Annotated in this window: 24 protein-coding genes; 8 read left to right on the top strand and 16 right to left on the bottom strand. The window is 64.1% G+C overall.

Annotation, left to right across the window (positions count from 1 at the left end; genetic code table 11):
* Nucleotides 1–24: 24 nt before the first annotated feature.
* The 5 genes from fliN (at nucleotide 25) to fliR (ending at nucleotide 2,972) form a co-directional block, all read left to right on the top strand.
* On the top strand, nucleotides 25–459 hold the full coding sequence (fliN, locus tag O0881_RS10375; RefSeq protein WP_034754038.1) for a flagellar motor switch protein FliN: 435 nt from the start codon (nucleotides 25–27) through the stop codon (nucleotides 457–459).
* On the top strand, nucleotides 456–1,055 hold the full coding sequence (gene fliO / locus O0881_RS10380) for a flagellar biosynthetic protein FliO (protein ID WP_289911188.1): 600 nt from the start codon (nucleotides 456–458) through the stop codon (nucleotides 1,053–1,055). The genes fliN and fliO overlap by 4 nt, the downstream gene beginning before the upstream one ends.
* Before the next feature lie 82 nt (nucleotides 1,056–1,137).
* Nucleotides 1,138–1,821, top strand: a complete 684-nt coding sequence (fliP, locus tag O0881_RS10385) for a flagellar type III secretion system pore protein FliP (RefSeq protein ID WP_233516144.1) — start codon at nucleotides 1,138–1,140, stop codon at nucleotides 1,819–1,821.
* Between the two features lie 10 nt (nucleotides 1,822–1,831).
* Nucleotides 1,832–2,101: a flagellar biosynthesis protein FliQ gene (fliQ, locus tag O0881_RS10390; RefSeq protein ID WP_035821365.1), complete on the top strand. Its 270-nt coding sequence runs from the start codon at nucleotides 1,832–1,834 to the stop codon at nucleotides 2,099–2,101.
* Between the two features lie 16 nt (nucleotides 2,102–2,117).
* Nucleotides 2,118–2,972, top strand: coding sequence for a flagellar biosynthetic protein FliR (gene fliR / locus O0881_RS10395; RefSeq protein WP_289911189.1), 855 nt, complete (start codon nucleotides 2,118–2,120; stop codon nucleotides 2,970–2,972).
* A 1-nt stretch (nucleotide 2,973) separates the two neighbouring features.
* On the opposite strand, the gene O0881_RS10400 is transcribed toward fliR, so the two are convergent.
* From O0881_RS10400 to flgB, 13 genes are all read right to left on the bottom strand, one after another.
* A complete protein-coding gene (locus O0881_RS10400; RefSeq protein ID WP_289911190.1) occupies nucleotides 2,974–4,233 on the bottom strand; it encodes an MFS transporter in 1,260 nt (419 codons plus the stop codon).
* 48 nt (nucleotides 4,234–4,281) lie between these two features.
* A complete protein-coding gene (locus O0881_RS10405; protein WP_289911191.1) occupies nucleotides 4,282–4,725 on the bottom strand; it encodes a MarR family transcriptional regulator in 444 nt (147 codons plus the stop codon).
* A 167-nt stretch (nucleotides 4,726–4,892) separates the two neighbouring features.
* Nucleotides 4,893–6,134, bottom strand: coding sequence for a flagellar hook-associated protein FlgL (flgL, locus tag O0881_RS10410; protein ID WP_180278709.1), 1,242 nt, complete (start codon nucleotides 6,132–6,134; stop codon nucleotides 4,893–4,895).
* Nucleotides 6,135–6,186: 52 nt separating this feature from the next.
* Complete coding sequence (gene flgK / locus O0881_RS10415) at nucleotides 6,187–8,154, bottom strand: flagellar hook-associated protein FlgK (protein ID WP_289911194.1); 1,968 nt, start codon at nucleotides 8,152–8,154, stop codon at nucleotides 6,187–6,189.
* An 88-nt stretch (nucleotides 8,155–8,242) separates the two neighbouring features.
* Nucleotides 8,243–9,169 (bottom strand): flagellar assembly peptidoglycan hydrolase FlgJ, encoded by a 927-nt coding sequence (gene flgJ / locus O0881_RS10420; protein WP_289911195.1) that lies wholly within the window; start codon nucleotides 9,167–9,169, stop codon nucleotides 8,243–8,245.
* 10 nt (nucleotides 9,170–9,179) lie between these two features.
* A complete protein-coding gene (locus O0881_RS10425; protein WP_099666858.1) occupies nucleotides 9,180–10,295 on the bottom strand; it encodes a flagellar basal body P-ring protein FlgI in 1,116 nt (371 codons plus the stop codon).
* A gap of 2 nt (nucleotides 10,296–10,297) precedes the next feature.
* Nucleotides 10,298–10,948, bottom strand: coding sequence for a flagellar basal body L-ring protein FlgH (locus O0881_RS10430; RefSeq protein ID WP_077407839.1), 651 nt, complete (start codon nucleotides 10,946–10,948; stop codon nucleotides 10,298–10,300).
* Between the two features lie 50 nt (nucleotides 10,949–10,998).
* Entirely contained in the window at nucleotides 10,999–11,781 is a 783-nt protein-coding gene (gene flgG, locus O0881_RS10435; protein ID WP_034754070.1) for a flagellar basal-body rod protein FlgG, read from the bottom strand.
* A 72-nt stretch (nucleotides 11,782–11,853) separates the two neighbouring features.
* Nucleotides 11,854–12,597 (bottom strand): flagellar basal body rod protein FlgF, encoded by a 744-nt coding sequence (locus tag O0881_RS10440; RefSeq protein ID WP_070253727.1) that lies wholly within the window; start codon nucleotides 12,595–12,597, stop codon nucleotides 11,854–11,856.
* A 60-nt stretch (nucleotides 12,598–12,657) separates the two neighbouring features.
* Nucleotides 12,658–14,205: a flagellar hook protein FlgE gene (locus O0881_RS10445; RefSeq protein WP_099666857.1), complete on the bottom strand. Its 1,548-nt coding sequence runs from the start codon at nucleotides 14,203–14,205 to the stop codon at nucleotides 12,658–12,660.
* A gap of 53 nt (nucleotides 14,206–14,258) precedes the next feature.
* Nucleotides 14,259–14,954, bottom strand: a complete 696-nt coding sequence (locus O0881_RS10450) for a flagellar hook assembly protein FlgD (protein ID WP_099666856.1) — start codon at nucleotides 14,952–14,954, stop codon at nucleotides 14,259–14,261.
* Nucleotides 14,955–14,969: 15 nt separating this feature from the next.
* The gene (flgC, locus tag O0881_RS10455; RefSeq protein ID WP_071075845.1) at nucleotides 14,970–15,371 is read right to left on the bottom strand and encodes a flagellar basal body rod protein FlgC; all 402 of its coding nucleotides are present in this window, start codon (nucleotides 15,369–15,371) and stop codon (nucleotides 14,970–14,972) included.
* Between the two features lie 2 nt (nucleotides 15,372–15,373).
* The gene (gene flgB / locus O0881_RS10460; protein ID WP_099666855.1) at nucleotides 15,374–15,826 is read right to left on the bottom strand and encodes a flagellar basal body rod protein FlgB; all 453 of its coding nucleotides are present in this window, start codon (nucleotides 15,824–15,826) and stop codon (nucleotides 15,374–15,376) included.
* 191 nt (nucleotides 15,827–16,017) lie between these two features.
* On the opposite strand from flgB, the gene flgA reads away from it, so the two are divergent.
* The 3 genes from flgA to O0881_RS10475 all read left to right on the top strand — a co-directional run bounded on the left by flgA (nucleotide 16,018) and on the right by O0881_RS10475 (nucleotide 17,609).
* A complete protein-coding gene (gene flgA, locus O0881_RS10465; protein ID WP_289911197.1) occupies nucleotides 16,018–16,713 on the top strand; it encodes a flagellar basal body P-ring formation chaperone FlgA in 696 nt (231 codons plus the stop codon).
* A 111-nt stretch (nucleotides 16,714–16,824) separates the two neighbouring features.
* Entirely contained in the window at nucleotides 16,825–17,133 is a 309-nt protein-coding gene (flgM, locus tag O0881_RS10470) for a flagellar biosynthesis anti-sigma factor FlgM (protein WP_034787161.1), read from the top strand.
* Between the two features lie 8 nt (nucleotides 17,134–17,141).
* The gene (locus O0881_RS10475; RefSeq protein ID WP_099666853.1) at nucleotides 17,142–17,609 is read left to right on the top strand and encodes a flagellar protein FlgN; all 468 of its coding nucleotides are present in this window, start codon (nucleotides 17,142–17,144) and stop codon (nucleotides 17,607–17,609) included.
* A gap of 50 nt (nucleotides 17,610–17,659) precedes the next feature.
* On the opposite strand, the gene O0881_RS10480 is transcribed toward O0881_RS10475, so the two are convergent.
* The 3 genes from O0881_RS10480 to motD all read right to left on the bottom strand — a co-directional run bounded on the left by O0881_RS10480 (nucleotide 17,660) and on the right by motD (nucleotide 19,797).
* Nucleotides 17,660–18,544, bottom strand: coding sequence for a hypothetical protein (locus tag O0881_RS10480; RefSeq protein ID WP_289911198.1), 885 nt, complete (start codon nucleotides 18,542–18,544; stop codon nucleotides 17,660–17,662).
* Between the two features lie 43 nt (nucleotides 18,545–18,587).
* On the bottom strand, nucleotides 18,588–18,950 hold the full coding sequence (locus tag O0881_RS10485; protein ID WP_289911199.1) for a translation initiation factor Sui1: 363 nt from the start codon (nucleotides 18,948–18,950) through the stop codon (nucleotides 18,588–18,590).
* 64 nt (nucleotides 18,951–19,014) lie between these two features.
* Nucleotides 19,015–19,797, bottom strand: a complete 783-nt coding sequence (gene motD, locus O0881_RS10490; RefSeq protein WP_077409251.1) for a flagellar motor protein MotD — start codon at nucleotides 19,795–19,797, stop codon at nucleotides 19,015–19,017.
* Nucleotide 19,798: the final 1 nt, after the last annotated feature.

Here is a 19,798-nt window from a genome sequence, read left to right on the forward strand (position 1 = left end):
GCATCTGTACAACAGGAGAAACACATGTCTGACAACCAAGACGACCAAAGCGCGGAAGACGATTGGGGCGCGGCCATTGCCGAGCAGGCCAAGGCGGAAGCGGAAGCGCTGCAAAACCAGGCCGCCAATACGGCCAGCGCGGCCAGCGCCGCCGTGTTCAAGGACTTTTCCAAGCAGGCATCGAAGTCGGAAACGCACAACGATATCGATTTCATCCTCGATATCCCCGTGCAGCTGACGGTCGAGCTGGGCCGCACCAAGATCGCCATCAAGAACCTGCTGCAACTGGCACAGGGTTCCGTGGTCGAGCTCGACGGCCTGGCCGGCGAACCGATGGACGTGCTGGTGAACGGCTGCCTGATCGCCCAGGGCGAAGTGGTGGTGGTGAATGACAAGTTCGGCATCCGCCTGACGGACATCATCACGCCTTCCGAACGCATCCGAAAATTGAATAAATGAAGCCTGGCCTGTTGATTTCCACTGTGCTGCCGCTCCTGGCGGCATGCAGCATCGCGCACGCCGAACCGGCAACCGCCTCGGCACCGCCGGCCAGCGCCGCCAGCGCTTCCGTCGCGGCGGCCAGCGAGACACCGCCAGCCGCCACGGCGCCGGCAGCAGCAGCTGCAACGGCGGTGCCGGCCTCCGCGCCTGCCGCCGCCCTGCCCGCCATGCCGCCCGGCGCGCCGATGACGATGGCGCCGACCAGCTCGGCCGGCAGCTTGCTGCAAACCATCTTCGCACTCGTGTTCGTGCTGGCCCTCCTAATCGGCCTGGCCTGGTTCATGAAGCGCTATGGCCCCAAGGTCATGGGCGGCAACAGCAAGATGCGCGTCGTCAGCTCGCTCAACCTGGGCGGACGCGAACGCATCGTCCTCGTCGAAGTGGCCGACCAGTGGATCGTCGTCGGCGCCTCGCCCGGCAGGATCAACGCGCTGGCCACCATGCCGCGCCAGGAAGGCGACTTGCCGCAACTGGCCACGGCGCAAAACGGCCCCGCGGCCGCCAATTTTTCCGAGTGGCTGAAACAGACCATCGAAAAACGCAATGGGAAATAAGCAGCAGATGGCGTGGTCCACCTTGAAGACTCCCCTGACCTGGCTGCTGGCGGCCGCCGCCCTGGCCTTGCCGCTGTGGGCCATGGCCCAGCCGGGCATTCCGGCCTTCAACAGCACGCCAGCCCCGGGCGGAGGCCAGAACTACTCGTTGCCGGTGCAGACGCTCATCCTGATGACGTCGCTCACCTTCCTGCCGGCGGCCCTCCTGATGATGACCTGCTTTACGCGCATCATCATCGTGCTGTCCCTGCTGCGCCAGGCCATCGGCACGCAATCGGCGCCGCCGAACCAGGTGCTGGTGGGCCTGGCCCTGTTCCTGACCCTGTTCGTCATGGGGCCCGTGTTCGACAAGATTTATACGGATGCATATCTTCCTTATCAGGAAAACAAGATCACCATGCAGCAGGCCATGGACAAGGGCGTCGATCCCCTGAAAACCTTCATGCTCAAGCAGACACGCCAGGCCGACCTGGCCCTGTTTGCCAAGATGTCGCGCTCGCCGGCCCTGCAAGGTCCGGAGGACGTGCCGCTGCGCATCCTCGTGCCCGCCTTCGTCACCAGCGAACTGAAAACGGCGTTCCAGATCGGCTTTGCCATCTTCATCCCGTTCCTGATCATCGACATGGTGGTCGCCAGCGTGCTGATGTCGATGGGGATGATGATGATGTCGCCGGCGACGATTTCGCTGCCGTTCAAGCTGATGCTGTTCGTGCTGGTCGATGGCTGGCAGTTGCTGCTGGGCTCGCTGTCACAGAGTTTTTACTAGGGGAAATACGATGACACCCGAAAGCGTCATGACCCTGGGCCGCCATGCGATGGAAATCACCCTCATGGTGGCCGCGCCCATGCTGCTCGTCGCCCTCATCATCGGCTTGATCGTGAGTATTTTCCAGGCGGCAACGCAAATCAACGAGGCGACCCTGTCCTTCATCCCCAAGCTGGTCGGCATTTTCGTCGCCCTCGTCGTGGCGGGCCCCTGGATGCTGTCCGTCATGCTCGACTACATGCGCCAGGTCTTCACGGGCATCCCGAACCTGGTGGGCTAGTGCCGCGCTTGTTGCCATGCTGACCCTGTCCAGCATCGAACTCAATACCTGGATCGCAGCACTGCTGTGGCCGCTTAGCCGCATCCTCGGCCTGATCGCGGCCGCCCCCCTGTTCGGCAACGCGGCCGTGCCGGCCACCGTCAAGGTGAGCCTGGGCGCCCTGCTGGCCATGATCATCGCCCCCACCGTGCCGGCCTTGCCGGCCGTCAACCCAATGTCCTTGCCAGGCCTGCTGATCCTCACGCAAGAGATGCTGGTGGGCCTGGCCATGGGCTTTTCCATCCGCATCGTGTTTTCCGCCATCGAAATGGCAGGCGAAATCAGCAGTCTCACCATGGGCCTGGGCTTCGCCTCGTTCTTCGACCCGCAAACCAAGGGCAGGTCTTCCGCCATCAGCCAGTTCCTCGTCATGCTGGCCACCTTGATGTTTTTGACCGTCAACGGCCACCTAGTCTTGCTGGCGGCCCTGGCGGAAAGCTTTGTCAGCCTGCCGATTTCATCGAGCCCCATCAGCGGCGGCGGCTTCCAGCAATTGGCGGCGTGGGGTGGGGAAATTTTCCGTTCCGGCCTGCAAATTTCGCTGCCCATCATCGCCGCCCTGCTGCTGACCAACGTAGCCCTGGGCATCTTGACGCGGGCCGCGCCGCAGCTGAACATCTTCGGTATCGGCTTCCCCGTCACCCTGGGCGTGGGCTTGCTGGTGATCAGCATGGTCCTGCCCTACCTGGCCACGCCCTTCCAGAACATGTTCCTGCGCGGCATAGAAACAGCGCGCCTGCTGCCGCGCGGCTTCGCCACGCACGACCGGCCGCCGCCACCCGCACCGCCGAATCCTTTGCGCCCCCCGGCGCCGGCCGCGCCGGCGCGCTGACTCACCGCGGGTCGCTGCTCAGCGCCGCGCGCCAGCGCCGCATGTCGACGTTCAGGCGCAACTGGTGATGCTTGACCAGGTAGCGCACGCCGACCAGCGCCGCCGCCAGGCCCGACAAGGCGGCTATGCCCAGCGCCCAGCGCGGGCCGAAGGTGTCGGCCACCCAGCCCACGATGGGCGCGCCCAGCGGCGTGCCGCCCGCCGAGATGGCCAGCACGATGGCCATGACCCGGCCCCGCATGGCGGGCGCCGTCGACAGTTGCACGCTGCTGTTGACGCTGGTGGTAAAGGTTTGCGCGGCGATACCGATGACTACCAGCATCATGCCGAACAGCCAATAATTGGGCATCACGGCGGCCAGCGCGCAAGCCAGGCCGAACAGCGCAGCGGCGCCCAGCAGCAAGGCCAGCGTAGGCTGGCCGCGCCCGGCCGCCAGCAGGGCGCCGGCCACGGAGCCGCAAGCCATCACGGAACTGAGCAGGCCATACTGGCCGGCGCCCGCATGGAAGGCCGTCACGGACATGGTCGACAGGAAGATGGGGAAATTCAGGCCGAAGGTGCCGATCAAGAACAGCATCAGCAAAATGGCCATCAGGTCGGGCCGCTGGCGCACGTAGCGAAAACCCTCGCCCAGGCTGGCCCGCGTAGCCTTCAGGCGCGGTGCGCGGCGCAGCAATTCCACGCGCAGCAGCAACAGCGAACCGATCACGGCGGCAAACGAGACGGCGTTGATGATGAAGACCCAGCCGCTGCCGACGCTGCTGATCAGCAAGCCGGCCACGGCCGGGCCCAGCATGCGCGCCGCATTGAACGAGGTGGAATTGAGCGCCACGGCATTCGTCAAGTCTTCCTCGCCGACGATTTCGGCCACAAAAGTCTGGCGCACGGGCGAATCGAAGGCCGTCACGCAGCCCAGCAGGAAAGCAAACACATACACGTGCCACAGTTGCACGAGGCCGCTGATGCACAGCAAACCCAGGCCCAGCGCCAGCAAGCCCATGGCCGCCTGCGTACACAACAGCAATTTCCTGCGGTCGAGCAAGTCGGCCGCCATGCCCGTCAGGGGCAGCAACAGCAGTTGCGGGCCGAATTGCAAGGCCATGACGATGCCGACGGCGCTGGCATTGTGCTGCGTCAATTCGCTCAGCACCAGCCAATCCTGCGCCGTGCGCTGCATCCAGGTGCCGATATTCGACACGAGGGCGCCGCCGGCCCAGATACGGTAATTGGGTATGCGTAGCGAACGGAATGTGTTGTTCATCTGGGCGTGCGGGCTCCTTGCCGGGGTCGTGGTGAAAAATTCAGCGGATCATTCCGCCAAGCGTTTGAGTAATGCCACCGCCTTGTCCAGTTCGGTGACTTCGTCCGGCGTGAGCCGGGTTTCGATGGTGCGCGCCAGCCAGTCTTCGCGCGCGGCACGGCTGGCCGCGATCCAGGCGCGGCAGCTGTCCGTCAGCGTCAAGATGGTTTGCCGGCCATCCAGCGGATCGGGCGACCCCGTCACCATCCGCGCCTCGGTCAGCGCCAGCACGGTGGCGGCCATCGACTGGGGCCGCATGCCTTCGGCGCGCGCCAGGCTGCTGGCCGTGGCCGGGCCGTCGCGTTCGAGACGGCTGAGCACGGATGCCTGCGACATGCTGACATCGCCCAGGTGCGCCTCTTCACGCAGGCGGCGGCGCAGCTTGCCGACCAGGATGCGCAATTCGCCGGCCAGTTGCAGAACTTGTTCGTGGTCTTCTTGCGGGGTGGTCATGGCAGTCATGTAGTGGATCAACGGCCTCCACTATATCAGATATGCAGGTAGACTGCACAGTTTGCCTGCATATCTTGCCAGAACGGCCGTCTTGCGGACGCAAAAAAGCCGGGGCGGGAGATGTCCTCCCTGACCCGGCTTGCCGGCCAGCCTGCGATGCGGCCCGCTTAGCTGATGTAATTGAACAGCGACAGGCCCGAGATCGAGGTAAACGACTTCTGCGCCGCCTGCAGGGTGATCTGCTGCTGGCTGAACAGGGAAATCGCCTTCACCATGTCCAAGTCCTGCAAGCCCGACAGGGTGCTCGCATACTGCAGGTCGAGGTCGTCGCCGGCGCTGTCGAGCGTGTCGAGTTCCTTCAGCCGCGAACCGACTTCCGCGCGCACCGACAGCACGTTATCGTAAGCCGTATCGAGGATGTCGTGTGCCGCGTTCAGGCCGGCCGTCAGGCGCGCCTGCCCCGCGTCGCCCGAGGCCGGCTGGCCCAGCACACCGATCAGGTTGGTGATGGTGCTAAAGATCGATTCCTTGCTGCTGGGCTCCAGGGTGAACTTGTCCAGGTCGGCCGGCTTGCCCGCGACATTGACTTGCTGGCCGTCAAAGTTGATGGCATCGCCCGACTTATACGCTACCGGCACGGCCGGATTCGGGATGGTCTGGCCCAGGGTCACGTCCGTCACGGTATAGGTCGTGACGGCGGCGGTGCCCGTGCCCGTCACCTGGAAATCGATCGAGTACTTGTGCCCCGTCAACTTGGTGGGATCGGTGACGGTGCCGCCGGAAATGATGCCGGCGCCGCCGCGCGTGAAGTTGCCCGGATCGGCCGCCGTGGTGAACTTGCCGTTGCCCGTCAAATTATTCTCGAACACGGCCGCGCCCGAATCGCTGGTGGCCAGGTAGCGGGCCGAGCCCACTTGCAGTTCGCGCTGCCCCTGGTCACCTGCGTAGGTGGCGCCGCCCGGCGTCTGGCTGAACGGTTGCGTCGTCGACTTGTAGCCGCCGAACAGGTAGCCGCCCGCGTTGTCGGACGTGTTGGCGATGCCCAGCAGGTCCGTCAAACGGCCCTGCAGTTCCGTGGCCAGGCTCTGGCGGTCGACATCCTTCAAGGCCGGATTACCGGCTTTGAGCACCAGTTCCTGCACGTCGGCGAGCAGCGAGGTGGTGCTGGCCAGGGCCAGCTCTTCCTGCGAGAGGAAATTCTTGGCGTTCGAGCGGTTCGTCACGAATTGCGTGTTGATCGTTTGCGACTGCGTCACTTCCAGCGCGCGCGCCGAGGCGATCGGGTCGTCGGCCGGCGTCAGGTTGCGGCGATTCGCCGACAGCTGCATCTGACTACGGTTCAACGCGCCCTGCAGGTTGTTCAGCTGTGTGCTGCCCGCGTCATAGATCATTTTGGTACTGATGCGCATGATGCTGCCCTTCCTGATAGCGGCGGGGCGCTAAGCGCCGCCGCTTGAATAATTAACGTCCGAGGCCGATGACCACGTCGAACAGGGTGCTGGCGATCTGCATGACCTTGCCGCAAGCCTGGTAGGCTTGCTGGTAGCGCAGCAGATTGGCCGCCTCTTCATCGAGGTTGACACCGGAGACGGCTTGCTGCTGCGTGCTGGTTTGTTGCAACAACGCAAGACTGGCCAAGCCGCTGACCTGTACTTCGCGCGTCTTGTTGCCGACAAAACTGACGGTTTCCGCGTACGAACCCTGGAACGTGGCCTTGCCGCCGTCGAGAATGTTTTTCGTCTGCAAGCCCGCCAGCAGGGAGGCATTGCGGTTGTCGCCCACGCCGCCCGAGTTCGGCCCGATGGTGAACTTATCGCCCTGCGCGGGCGCCCCCGTCATGTTGACGTTGATGCCGCCAAAGCTGAAGCTGTCGCCTTCCGTGTACGGGATGTTCGCCGTCCCGGCCGGATACGTGGTGGTGGCGCCATTCAAGCCTTTCACGGTCACGGCCTGGCCCGCGGGGAAACCCGACAGCGAAGTGGTCGCCTTGTCGTACGTCAAGGTGACGGGGCCCGTCAAGGCGTTGCCTGGCGTCAAATACGCCTTGTCCACGCTACCTGCGCCCAGCTTGCCGCTACCCGTGTTGCTGACGGGCGCAGCCGTGACGATGGGCGCGCCGGCGGCCAGTTTGTTGCGGTCGGTAATCGCCACGGCCAGGTCGGAAGCGCCGTGCGCCGTCGGCCTGACCATGAAGTTGTCGCCTTCGGCGGCCGCGCCCGAGATCGAGAAATCCACGCCGTCGATGGTTTGCGGCACGGTTTGCGGATACGGGTTGATGGTCGTTTTCGCGCCGTCGCTCTGGCGCGTCACCACATAATTGGCGCCGTCATACTTGACGGCATAATCGCTGGCCGTCAGCTTGGTCGGATCGCTGACCTTGGCCGACAGAACGGTCGTGCTGGTCGCATTGTTGCGGTAGTCGGCGCCGATGACGGGATCGGGCAACTTGAAGAAGTCGGTCCCCATGTCGCCATTCAAGTCCTGGCCCAGCTTGTGCTGTTCATTGAAGGTGGAAGCCAGTGCGATGGCGACCTTGCCCAGCGAATTCTGGATGCGGTCCAGGCTGCCGCTGCGGAATTCCAGCAAGCCGCCCAGCGCGCCGCCGCTGAGGGAGCTTTCCGACAGTTTGCTGACGCTCGAGCCCGTCACATAGCCGATGTCCAGGCGGTTCGGGTCCGTCGGCGACGGCGTGGTGGCCAGTTCAAAGTTCTTGTCACCCACCACCAGCGGCTGGCCCGAGCCGATCGAGACGGTAATCGAATTGCCAGCGCCAGGCTGAACAGTTGCCTTGACGTATTTGTTCAGTTCCGTGATCAACTGGTCGCGCTGGTCCAGCAAATCGTTGGGCTGATTGCTTTCATTCACGGTCAGGTTGGTAATCGAGGTATTCAGTTCCGCGATCTGCTTGGCGTAGGAATTGATCACCTTGACGTTCGACGTGATCTGCGAATTGACGCCGTCGCCGATCTCCGTCAGGCGCGCGCTGAGGCCCTGGAAACGGGCCGTCAGCGAGTTTGCGCTCGACAACAATGCCTGGCGCGACGAGACGGACGAGGGATTCGAGCTGAAATCCTGCACGCCCTTGAAGAAATCGGCCATCGCCGGCGACAGCCCGGCCGTCGGGTCCGCCAGCATATTGTCGATCTGGGTGATCTGCGTGTAATACGCGTCGAGCGAACTGGTGGCCGACTGCGCGGCATTCACCTGGGCCGCCATGAAACCGTCGTACTGGCGCTTGACTTGCGATACCTCGGTACCATTGCCAACAAAGCCATAACCGGCATTGTTGAACTGCGCCGTCTGCTGCAGCACCACCTGGCGGTTGTAACCGTCCACGTTGGCATTGGTGATGTTATGCCCGGTCGTCGACAGGCCCACCTGCGCTGCAAGCAAACCGCTCTTACCGATGCTGAGTAGATTCGAAGTCATGGTGTCTTATTGGTTACCGTCAAAAGTATTTACGGCAGCCGCGGCGAAAACTTGAAGCGCGCGGCTTGCACGGGGGCAAGGCGGGGCGTCAGCCGACCAGAGAATTTTTAATGATTTTTGTCAATTTGGCAGCGTAATTCGGGTCCGTCGCATAACCGGCTTTCTGCAATCCCTGGGCGAAGGTGCTGGCGTCGCCCGCGCTGGCCAGGACTTTTTCGTAGCGTTTGTTGTTGGTAATCAACTGCGCATAATCCTTGAAGCTGTCGGCATAGCTGTCATAGGCGCGGAATTTTTCCACCTTGCGCTGCGCCTTGCCATTTACATATTCCGTGGTGACGGCTTCCGTGACCTTGCCCTTCCAGTCGCTGGAAGCCTTGATGCCGAACAGGTTGTGGCTGCTGCTACCGTCGCGGCTGATGATTTCGCGCTTGCCCCAGCCCGTTTCCAGCGCCGCCTGGCCCAGCATGAACTTGGCCGGGATGCCCGTGGCGCGGCTGGCTTCTTCCGCATGCACGCCCAGCTTTTCCTGGAAGGCGCGCACGTGCGGCGCCTGCGTGGCGTTGGCCTTGTCGCTCAGGGTCTTGCCGCTGGCGGCGGCGCTGCCGCTCCCCTCGGCGAGGGCGCCCTGCTGCTGGCGGAAGGCGGCCAGCGCCTGCGCCATGCTCGAGGAACGGGGCGACGGCGCTTCGGCGCCATCGGCGGCCAGCGCCTGGTTCGACGACGACAATTGGCGGATCAGCACGTCCGCCAGGCCCGTGCCCCGCTTGGCGAGGTTCTGGCTCGTCTGCTGGTCCAGCATCGAGGTGTACATCTTGCTTTGCTGGCTGTCCATGATGCCGTCCTGCGGCGTGGCTTCGCGCATGCTTTTCATCATCATGTTGATGAACATGGCTTCGAATTGCGTGGCCGCCTCTTTCAGGGCGGCGGGGTCCTTCGCCTTGGCGGACTGGCGCAAGCCATCCATGCCCTTGACGTCATAGGCGGCGGTATTGCTGAGGTCGGTTTGACTGATCATGGCGTGCCCATCAAATGATTTCAAGTTCGGCGCGCAGCGAACCGGCCGCCTTCATCGCCTGCAGGATGGCCAGCAAGTCTTGCGGCGAGGCGCCGATGGCGTTGAGGGCCTTGACCACGTCGGACAGCGAGGCGCCGCCCTTGACCAGCATGACCTTGCCCGGTTCCTTCTTGATATCGATCTGCGCCGTCTGCGTGACCACCGTGCGCCCGCCCGACAAGGGGGCCGGCTGGCTCACTTGCGGCTCGACATTGATGGTGACGGACAGGTTGCCGTGCGAAATGGCGCACGTTTCCAGAGTCACGGACTGGTTCATCACGACGGAACCGGTGCGCGCATTCATGATGACCTTGGCCGCCAGGCGGGCCGGGTTGACTTCGATGCTTTCCAGCTGGCCCAAAAAGGACACGCGCTGGTCGCTGCCGCTCGGCGACTGCACCTGGATCACGCGGCCGTCGAGCGCGGCGGCCGTGCCGGCGCCGTAGCGGCTGTTGATGGCGTCGACCACGCGGCTGGCGGTGGCGAAATCGGTGGCGTTCAATTCCAGGCGGATAGTGTTGTTGGCGCCCAGCGCCGAAGGCACGGTGCGCTCGACGGTCGCGCCGCCCGAGATGCGGCCCACGCTCAGGTGATTGATGACGACGGAGCTGCCGGCCGCCTGCGCGCCCACGCCGCCCACCAGCACGTTGCCTTGCGCCATGCCGTACACCTGGCCATCGGCGCCCTTCAGGGGCGTCATCAATAAAGTGCCGCCGCGCAAGCTTTTCGCATTGCCCATCGACGACACCGTCACGTCGAGCAACTGGCCCGGCTGGGCAAACGCGGGCAAGGCCGTCGTCACCATCACGGCGGCCACGTTTTTCAGCTGCAAACTAGTGCCTTGCGGCAAGTTGATGCCCTGCTGCTGCAGCATCGCCGCCACGCTCTGGATGGTGAACGGGGTTTGCGTGGTCTGGTCGCCGCTGCCGTCGAGGCCGACGACGAGGCCATAGCCCATCAGCTGATTCTGGCGCACGCCGGCGATGCTGGCCAGGTCCTTGATGCGTTCGGCTTGCGCCACGGGCGCCAGCAGGGAGATGGCCAGGCCGAAAATGGCGAGAAAGCGGGGAAAGGTCGACGTTGCCATGATCAGAACGGCAACAGGCTGAGGAAGAAGCGCGACGCCATCGAGGCCATTTCGGCGCGGTCGATCTGGCTGTTGGTGCGGTATTCGACGCGCGCTTCGGCCACCTGGGTCGAGGGCACGACATTGCCCGTGCCGATGGTGTCCGGATTGACCATGCCCGAGAAGCGGATGAATTCCGTGCCCTTGTTCATGGCGATCTGTTTTTCGCCCGCGACGATCAAGTTTCCGTTTGGCAATACCTCGATCACCGTCACGCCGATGGTGCCGGAAAACGTGTTGCTGGCGGACTGGTTGTCGCCGTCGGCAAATTTCGTCGCGCCATTCGCCGCCACGGTGCCGCCGAAACGGCCCTGGGCGAAGCCGGGCGTGGAAAAGCCCACGCTGCCGGACTTGTTGCCGGAACTGGCGCCCGCCTTGACGGCATTCGTGCGCTCGGTGATGGCGATCGTCATCGTGTCGCCCACGTGGCGCGCGCGGCGGTCTTCGAAGGCGGGACGGTAGGTCGACGGCTGGTAGATGGAACCGTTGTTGACGACCACGGGTTCCGGCATCGGCGCGCGCGTGGTGGTGGGATATTGCACGATGGACGTAGGCGTGATGGCGCAGCCGGACAGCAGGACTGCGGACAACAGGGCGATGATGGGGTATTGCATGGCGAACCTCCGCTGCCATCCGGCGGCGGATGGCATGACGACTATGAAAATTAAAGTTGCGACAATTTCTGCAGCATTTGATCGGATGTGGTGATAGCCTTGCTGTTGATCTCGTAGGCGCGCTGCGTCTGGATCATGTTGACCATTTCCTCGGCCACGTTGACGTTCGACGTCTCGATATAGCCCTGCATCAGCACGCCGGCGCCGTTGGTGCCCGGGGTGTTGGTTTGCGCCACGCCGGAGGCGCCCGTTTCCATGTACAGGTTTTCGCCCTTCGATTCCAGGCCGGCCGGATTGACGAAGGTGGTCAGTTGCAACGAGCCGATTTGCGATGGCGCAACAGTGTCGGGCAAGGTGACGGACACGGTGCCGTCGCGCGCCACGGTCAGGCTCAGCGCATTGGTCGGCACGGTGATGGCGGGCTGGATGACGAACCCTTCGGACGTCACCAGCTGGCCGTTGGCGTCCGTCTGGAACGAGCCGTCGCGCGTGTAGGCGGTGGCGCCGTCCGGCATCAGCACCTGGAAGAAACCGGTACCGTTGACCATCACGTCGCGCGAATTGCCCGAGGCCTGGGGATTGCCCTGCGTATGGATGCGTTCGGTCGCCACGGTGCGTACGCCCGTGCCGATCTGCAAGCCCGATGGCAGCTGGGTCTGCTGCGACGACTGCGCGCCCGGCTGGCGCACATTTTGATACAGCAAGTCTTCAAACACGGCGCGCGACTTCTTGAAGCCGGTGGTGCTGACGTTGGCCAGGTTATTGGCGATCACGTCCATCTGCGTTTGCTGCGCTTCCAGGCCGGTCTTGGCAATCCAAAGGGAACGAATCATGATATTTCTCCAATAACAGCGCTAACCAGCCCTGTAGACTATTTCTATGCGACCATTATGCGGTGGCCCCCATCAATTCAAAGCGAGGATCTGGGTGGCTTTCGCCGCGTTATTCTCGGCATTCTTCAACAAGCTCATTTGCGTTTCGAACTGGCGCGCCAGGGCGATCATGCTGACCATCGAGTCGACGGGACTGACATTGCTGCCTTCCAGCGCACCGGTGGTCAGCTTGACGGCCTGGTCGGCCTGCGCCACCGTGCCATCCTTCAGGCGGAACAGGCCGTCGTCGCCGCGCACCAGTTGCTGCTCGGGCGGGTTGACCAGCTTGATGCGCCCCAGCACCGTCGAGGGGCCTGGCGGCACGTCCGTGGAAATCGTGCCCACCGTGCCGTCGCTGGCGATGGCCACCGTCACGCCGGGCGGAATCGCCATGGGGCCCGTGTCGCCCTGCACCATCAGCCCGCCCTGCGTTTGCAGCATGCCGTTTTCATTGAGTTTCAGGGCGCCGTTGCGCGTGTAGGCTTCGGAACCGTCGGCCGACTGCACCGCGATCCAGCCGCCGTTTTCCACGGCCACGTCGAGCGCGCGGCCCGTGTGCTGCATGGGTCCTTGCGTGAAATCGGAACCGACCGTCGAATCGACGACGAAGGCGCGCGTCGGCATCATGCCGTCGGCCACAACGGGCACGGCGCGGAACGAGTCGAGCTGGGCACGGAAACCCGTGCTGGTGGCGTTCGCCAGGTTGTTCGCCGTGGTCGCCTGCTTGTCGAGGATGTGCTTGGCGCCCGAGCCGGCGGTGTAGATGAGACGGTCCATGTGTTTTCTCCGTGCAAAACGAAAGCCGGGAGCAGTCCGAAAGAACCGCTCCCCTTACTCTTAACGCAGGTTGACGAGGGTCTGCAAGACGGAATCCTGCGTCTTGATGGTCTGCGCATTCGCCTGGTAGGCGCGCTGGGCCGTGATCATGTTGACCAGCTCCGCCGTCAGGTCGACGTTCGACACTTCCACGGCCGAGGCGCGCAAGTTGCCCAGGGTGCCAGTCTTCGGTTCGCCCGTGATGGGCTTGCCCGAGGCCGAGCTTTCCACCCAGGCGTTGTTGCCCAGCGGTTCCAGGCCGTTCGGGTTGGTAAAGTTGCTCAACACCACTTGGCCCAGGGCGCGCGTCTTGCCATTGTTGTACTGGCCCTGGATGACGCCGTCGTCACCGACGATGAATTGGCTCAGCTGGCCCGCCTTGTAGCCGTCCGCTTCCGTTTTCTTTTCCGCCGTGGTGGTGCCCAGCTGGGTCGACCTGGTGAAGTCGACCTGGACCGACAGGGTCGCATTCGCGCCCGTGGCCGGGAAGATCGGCAAGTTGACGGTGACGGGCAAGGTTTGCGGCGGCGTCAGGGCCAGCATGGCGGCCCGGTCCAGGCTGCCGACAGTGTTGAAGACCAGGGAACCGGTCTTGACAGCCGGCACCACGGTCACGTTGCGGATGGCCTCGTCGATCTGGTCGGGCGTGCGGCTCGAGTTGACGCCGTTCGGCACTGCGCTGCCGTAGGTGGCGGCGATGGCGGCCAGTTGCGCCGGCGTGGCGCCCGCAGCGGCGGCGGCGGCCGAGACGGCGGCACCGACCGCATTGCCATAGGCGACGGCGGCGGCCGTCACGTTGGCCGGCACCAGCGGCACGGCCGTGGCGGCGGCCTGGTAGGCGGCGCGCGCGGCCAGCGAGGCTGGGTCCGTCTGCAGGGCGGCCGCGACTTTCATGCTGGTCACTTCCGTGCCGTCAATGGCCGAGTAGACATCCCAGGTGTTGGTGCCCGTCTTGACATAGAAATTGGCCATGTTGTGGGAATTGCCCAGCGAATCGAAGACTTCGACGGGGAACTGCTTGTGGTAGGAGGTGTCGTCCGTCGACTTGAACGGCACCGTGGTCGGCATGGCCGTGTTCGAATTGAGGTTGACTTGCGTGTCGACCTTGGTCGTTGCCTGGGGCTTCATGTCCGACTGGTCGATCTGCAGGGGCACGACGGCGCCGGCGACGATCTTGCCGTTGACGTCGGCCGGATAGCCGGTCAGCTGCGCCAGCTGGGCGTTGACGATGAAACCGCTCTTGTCGACCTGGAACTGGCCATTGCGCGAATACTGGATGGCGCCATTCACGCTGGTACGGAAGAAACCGCCGCCATTGATGGCGATGTCGAGGGGATTTTGCGACGTTTCCAGGTTACCCTGGTTAAATTGCTGGGCGATTTGCGAGACCGACACGCCGATCCCCGCCTGGTTGCCGCCCACGCCATACAGCGAGTTGGCATAAATGTCGGCGAACTGGGCCTGCGACTGCTTGAAACCCACGGTCGACGAGTTGGCGATGTTGTTGCCGATGACGTCCAGCGATTTGGCGGCGCCATTCAAGCCGCTCAGGCCTTGTTGGAAAGACATTGTGTTCTCCTGGTAGAAATTAGGGGTAGAGGGTCACGCTAAGGGGAAGCGGCTTACAAAATCTGTTTCACGTCGGCCATGGTGATGCTGCCCACGCCCGGCACATTCAATTTCACGCCATTGGCGCCCGTCGACACGCTGGCGACCGAACCGAACATCAGCGCCGTTGCATCCTTGAGCTTGGTGCCGCCGCGCGTCGCTTCCACGGCGAAGGTGTAGGCGCCGTCGGCCAGCACGACCGGCTTGCCATCCTTGTCGAGGTCGGCGGTGGAACCGTTCCAGCCCAGCGGCAAGGTGCCCGCCGGCTGGGCGCCCAGGTCGATGGAATGGACTTCCTTGCCATCCTTGTAGATGACGACCTTGACCTTGTCGGCGGCCGTGGCCAGGTCCACGCCCAGCAGCGCGGCGCTCTTGCTCAGGTTGATGTCCTTGCCCGCCGTCAAGACGCCATGGCCGATGATGTTGGCCGCCTGCATCGATTCGGCTTGCTGGTAGCTGGCTTTCAAACTTTCCACGGTGGTATTGAGCTTGTTGACGCCCGTCACCGTCGACAGCTGGGCCAGCTGGCTGGTCAGCTGTGCATTGTCCAGCGGATTCATCGGGTCCTGGTTTTTCAGCTGGGTAACCAGCAGGGTGAGGAATTTGTTCGTTTCCGCTTCGACACTGCCTGCCTCGGCCGTCGTCTTCTTCGGATTCATCGTCGCCATCAGGTCGGTGACTTTGGAGGTGTTCGTATCGATGATTGCCATAATGATCAGTCAGCCTTACTGGCCGAGGGTGAGGGTTTTCAGGAGCAGCGACTTGGCCGCGTTCATGGTTTCCACGTTGGTCTGGTACGAGCGCGAGGCCGACAGCATGTTGACCATTTCGTCGACCGTATTCACGTTGGGCATGGTGACGTAGCCCTTCTCGTCGGCCAGCGGGTTCTTCGGGTCGTAGACCAGCTTCATCGGCGACGGGTCTTCGATCACCTTCTGTACCTTGACGGCCGTGGCGCCGTTGGCCATGGGCACGGCTTCGAACACCACCTGCTTGGCGCGGTAGGCTTCGCCTGTGGCGCTGGTGGCGCTGTCGGCATTGGCCAGGTTGCTGGCCACCGTGTTCAGGCGCTGCGCCTGGGCGCTCATGGCCGAACCGGAAACATTGAAGATATTAAATAGCGACATGATTATTGTCCTCCCTGGATGGCCGTCAGCATGCCCTTGATCTGCGAATTGAGGAACGTCACGGCCGCCTCGTAGCGGATGGCATTGTCGGCAAACGCGTTGCGTTCGAGATCCATGTCCACCGTATTGCCGTCGACGGCGCCCTGGGCCGGCGCGCGGTACAGCAGCGGCGTGCCGTCGGCCAGGGTCTCGACCTTGCCGCCACCGGGTGCGCCCGCAGCTGCGGCCACGCCCTTGCCCGGCATATGCTGCGGCGCCGTGCCCTTCAGGGCCGGCGGCACGCCATCCTTGCGCGCCATCGCCCCCTTCAGGGCGGCGGCGAAATCGACGTCGCGCGCCTTGTAGTTGGGCGTGTCGGCATTGGCGATATTCGAGGCGAGCAATTCCTGGCGCGTCGAGCGCAGGCTCAGCGCCGTCTCGTTGAAGCGCATGTAATCGTCGAGTTTCCCTATCATGTCAGGCTCCGGAAAGATCTGCCACTGGCGCCCGAGATGGCGGAAGGATGGCGGATTAGTGATGACAGGAAACATAGTAAGGTGCCCGCCAGCAAGACCATCGCCGGATCAGACCGTACTTTTACCCCTTAATCGGCGCTTCGATCGGGGCCGCGCGCACTATCATGGCACTATTCCAGAGGCCTATCACCATGAAAACACCGCTCGCTTTCTTCTTTGCTTTTGCCGCCCTGCCACTGCTGGCGCAGGCGCAAAACGCCGGCCGGCAAACGCCGGAAGCGCTGCGCAACAGCGTGGAACAATTCCTGCAAGTGCAAAGCAACGGCTTGCCCGGCAAGGTGACGGTCACCGTCGGCGCCGTCGATCCGCGCCTGAACCTGGCTGCCTGCCCCGCGCCGCAGGCGTTCATGGCGCCGGGGGCGCGCGCCTGGGGCAAGACCACCGTCGGCGTGCGCTGCACGGCGCCCTCCAGCTGGACTATTTATTTACAAGCGAACGTGGCCGTCGTCGGCGACTACGTGGCCAGCGCCGTGCCGCTGGCGCAAGGGCAAGCCATCGACGCCAGCCAGCTGGTGACGATGCAGGGCGACCTGGCCGCATTGCCGGCAGGCATCGCCACCGACATGGCCCAGGTCGTGGGCGCCAGCACGAATATTTCCGTACCGCCAGGCACGCCGATGCGCCTCGACACCCTGCGCCGCAAGCCGGTGGTCATGCAAGGCCAGCTGGTGCGCGTCGTTTCGAGTGGCAACGGTTTCCAGGTGGCATCAGAAGGACGCGCCATCGGCAGCGCCGGCGATGGCCAGACGGTGCAGGTGCGCACGCAGAGCGGCCAGCAGATCAGCGGCGTGGCGCGGGCTGGCGGCCTGGTGGAGGTGGCGTTTTAAACACGGATGGACAGCGATATTGTGGTCTGGCGCACTAAAGTTTCGGCAAAAGGTGCCGATAATGACACATATCCCGGAGTTTTTTGACTTCGACCAGACGAGGATCACGCTGTGAAAATTACCGACAACACCATTAAAAGCAATCCCGGCCTGCCGGTGGCGCCCGCGAGTACTTCCGGCGCCCGGAATGCCGAGAAAGCCCAGGCAACACCGACAACGTCGGACAATGTACGCCTGTCGCCGCAAGGACAGGCATTAGCGGCCAGTGCAACTGCCGGCAGCGGCGCCGTGTTCGACACGAAGAAAGTCGAACGCATCAAGCTCGCGATCGCCGACGGCCAGTTCCAGGTCAACTCAGAAAAAGTGGCGGACGGTCTCCTCGACACGGTCAAGGACTTGCTGCACTCACGAAATAGATAGGTTCCCTCATGCAATCAGTGACTCCGTTTTCCAGCCTGCGCGACGAGCAACAGCTCATGACCACATTGCTGGCATTGATGAAAGAAGAACAGCGGCATCTGGTTGCGGCTGACATCGATGCAATCACGGAGCTCACGGCGCGCAAGACGGCACTGGTAGGACAATTGAGCCAGCTGGCGGCGCAACGCCACCAGGCGCTGGCGGCAGCCGGTTTCACGGCGGCCGAAGCGGGCATGGAAGACTGGCTGGTCGGCGCCAATGAAGCCGACGCGGCGCCCCTGTGGAAAGCCCTGCTCGAGACGACGCGCGAAGCCAAGGAGCAAAACCGCCTGAACAGCCTGCTCGTCAACAAGCACATGCTGCACACGCAAGGCGCCCTGAACGCCATGCGCCCCCCGGCCCAGAGCGGCAATTTCTACGGCCCCAGCGGCCAACCGACGACGAACACGGCCAGCCGGCGGGTCGTCATCGGCTGATCCCCCCTAGTTAACAGCAATTCCCCGGCAAGGCGCAGCCGCCTTGCCCTTCAGCCGTGCGCGGGACGCCCCGCATGCTGGCGGTATTTCGCCACGATGGCTTGCGCCCTGGCGCTAGCGGCCGCCTGCTGCTCCGGCGTCAGTTCCGCCTGCAGCCAGTGCCAGTATTCGTCCTGGTATGGGTTGGTGACGCCGGGCGCGAGGATATCGTCGTAGACCTGGCGCAGCGCCAGCAGGTAGCCATACGCTTGCGGCGCATCCTTGCGCACCACATCGCCATCGCGCAGGTAGGCCATCATCAGGGTAGCCACGCTGGTCAATTCCGCCTCGTCCGCCTGCGCCGTCAGCTGGGCGATGGCTTGCCGCTTCCACGCCTGCACCAGCGGATCGTCGGGACGATTGCGCAGCGCGCTGCGGTCGCCGAACGGCCCTTCCGACAGGAAGATGGTCGCCGCGCCGGGCACGCCCGCCCTGGCGGCAGTCGCCAGGTAGCCGAGGCGGTCCTCGCGCTGCCGCTGCGTCAGGCCCGCGCACAGCTGCTGCTGCGCGGCTTTTTCCTCTGCCGTCATCTCGCGCCCCAGCTCGAATTCCAGCCCCGGCAGGCGCCCTTCCTGCTGGAAGACGATGCAATCGTCGAGCAGGTTATACGCCGCATACGCGTCTTCCGGCTTGCCGCTGGCCGCCAGGCGCGCGAGCTGCTGCGCCAGGGTGACGGGCATCGGCGCGGCATCGGCGACCGGGCTGGCATCGATATTCAGATACGATTCCAGGCTGCGTCCCGCCGGCGCGCCAGGGGCGGAGGCGACAGCGTCCGGCGCGCCGCCGTCGGGAGCGGGCCAGTACGCGAGCGCCAGCGCTGCCGCGATGGCGGCGGCGATGGCCATGCCGGTGAATTTGACGTTCATGGTGAGGAAGCGCGTGGGTGGGAAACGCACGTTACCACAGGCGCGCGGCGGCGGGCCGCACGCCTCCGCACGCTCAGCCGCCGGCCTTTTTCGGCTGGTGGCCCAGCTTGACCAGCGCAGCCAGGATGGCGTCGACATGGTCGCCCTGCACTTCGATCACGCCATCCTTGACGGTGCCGCCCGAGCCGCACTGCGTGCGCAACTGCTTGCCCAGCAGGGCCAGCGCGATGGCGTCCAGCGGCAAGCCCTTGACCACGGTGACGCTCTTGCCGCCTCGGCCCTTGGTCTGGCGCGAGACGCGCACCACGCCATCGCCCGCAGGCGCAGCCTTCGCTTGCGCCTTGCATGCGCACTGCGCCAGCGGCTGGCGGCAGGCGGGACACATGCGGCCCGTTTCAGTGGAATAGACGAGACCGCCCAGGGAGCTGCTTTTCATGAGGAAACGATAAAAGAGGAAAAAAGCGCGATTGTACCAAGCGGCGGCCCGCAGTTGACGAGCGTCAATTGGCCGGCGCAGGCGCCACGGGCGCCGTCGGCACTTCCGTCACCGTTTCGGGGATGCCCGACAAAATCGTCACGGCGACCCGGCGGTTGCGCGCGCGCCCTTCCGGCGTGGCGTTCGGCGCCACGGGGATATTGTCCGCGTGGCCCACGGCCGTCAGGCGCGACGCCTTGACGCCGCTGGCGATGAACAGGCGCACCACGGCGCTGGCGCGCGCGGCCGACAATTCCCAGTTCGAGGCAAAGGTCGAATTGCTGATCGGCTGCACATCCGTATGCCCTTCCACCTGCACATCGTGCGTGTCGTCCTTGAGCAGCACGGCCACGGCGCGCAAGGCCTGGTCCGATTCGGCCGTCAAGCCCGCCGCGCCCGGATCGAACAGCACGCTGGCATTGATTTCCACGCTCACGCCGCGGCTCGTCTGCGTGACCCGCACCTTGCCTTCCTTGACCAGCGGCGCCAGGGTCGACGTCAGGTCCTGCGCCAGGCGCGTCATGTGTTCGCGCTCGCGGCGGATGGCTTCCGTGCGGCGTTTCAGGGCGGGGTTCGGCAGTGGAATCGCCTGCGGCGCTTCCATGATGATGGGCGGCGCGCCCTTTTCCAGGCTGAAGGCCTGGCCGATGGCATTCTGGAAGACGCGGTATTTGCCTTCGTTGACTTGCGAAATCGCATACATGACGACGAAGAAGGCGAACAGCAGGGTAATGAAGTCGGCGTACGAGATCAGCCAGCGGTCCTGGTTGTCCGGTTCCTCGTCATACTTCCTGCGCGCGCGCCGCATC

The sequence above is a fragment of the Janthinobacterium sp. SUN100 genome, assembly GCF_030397705.1.
In the GTDB taxonomy this organism is placed as follows: Bacteria; Pseudomonadota; Gammaproteobacteria; order Burkholderiales; family Burkholderiaceae_D; genus Janthinobacterium; species Janthinobacterium kumbetense.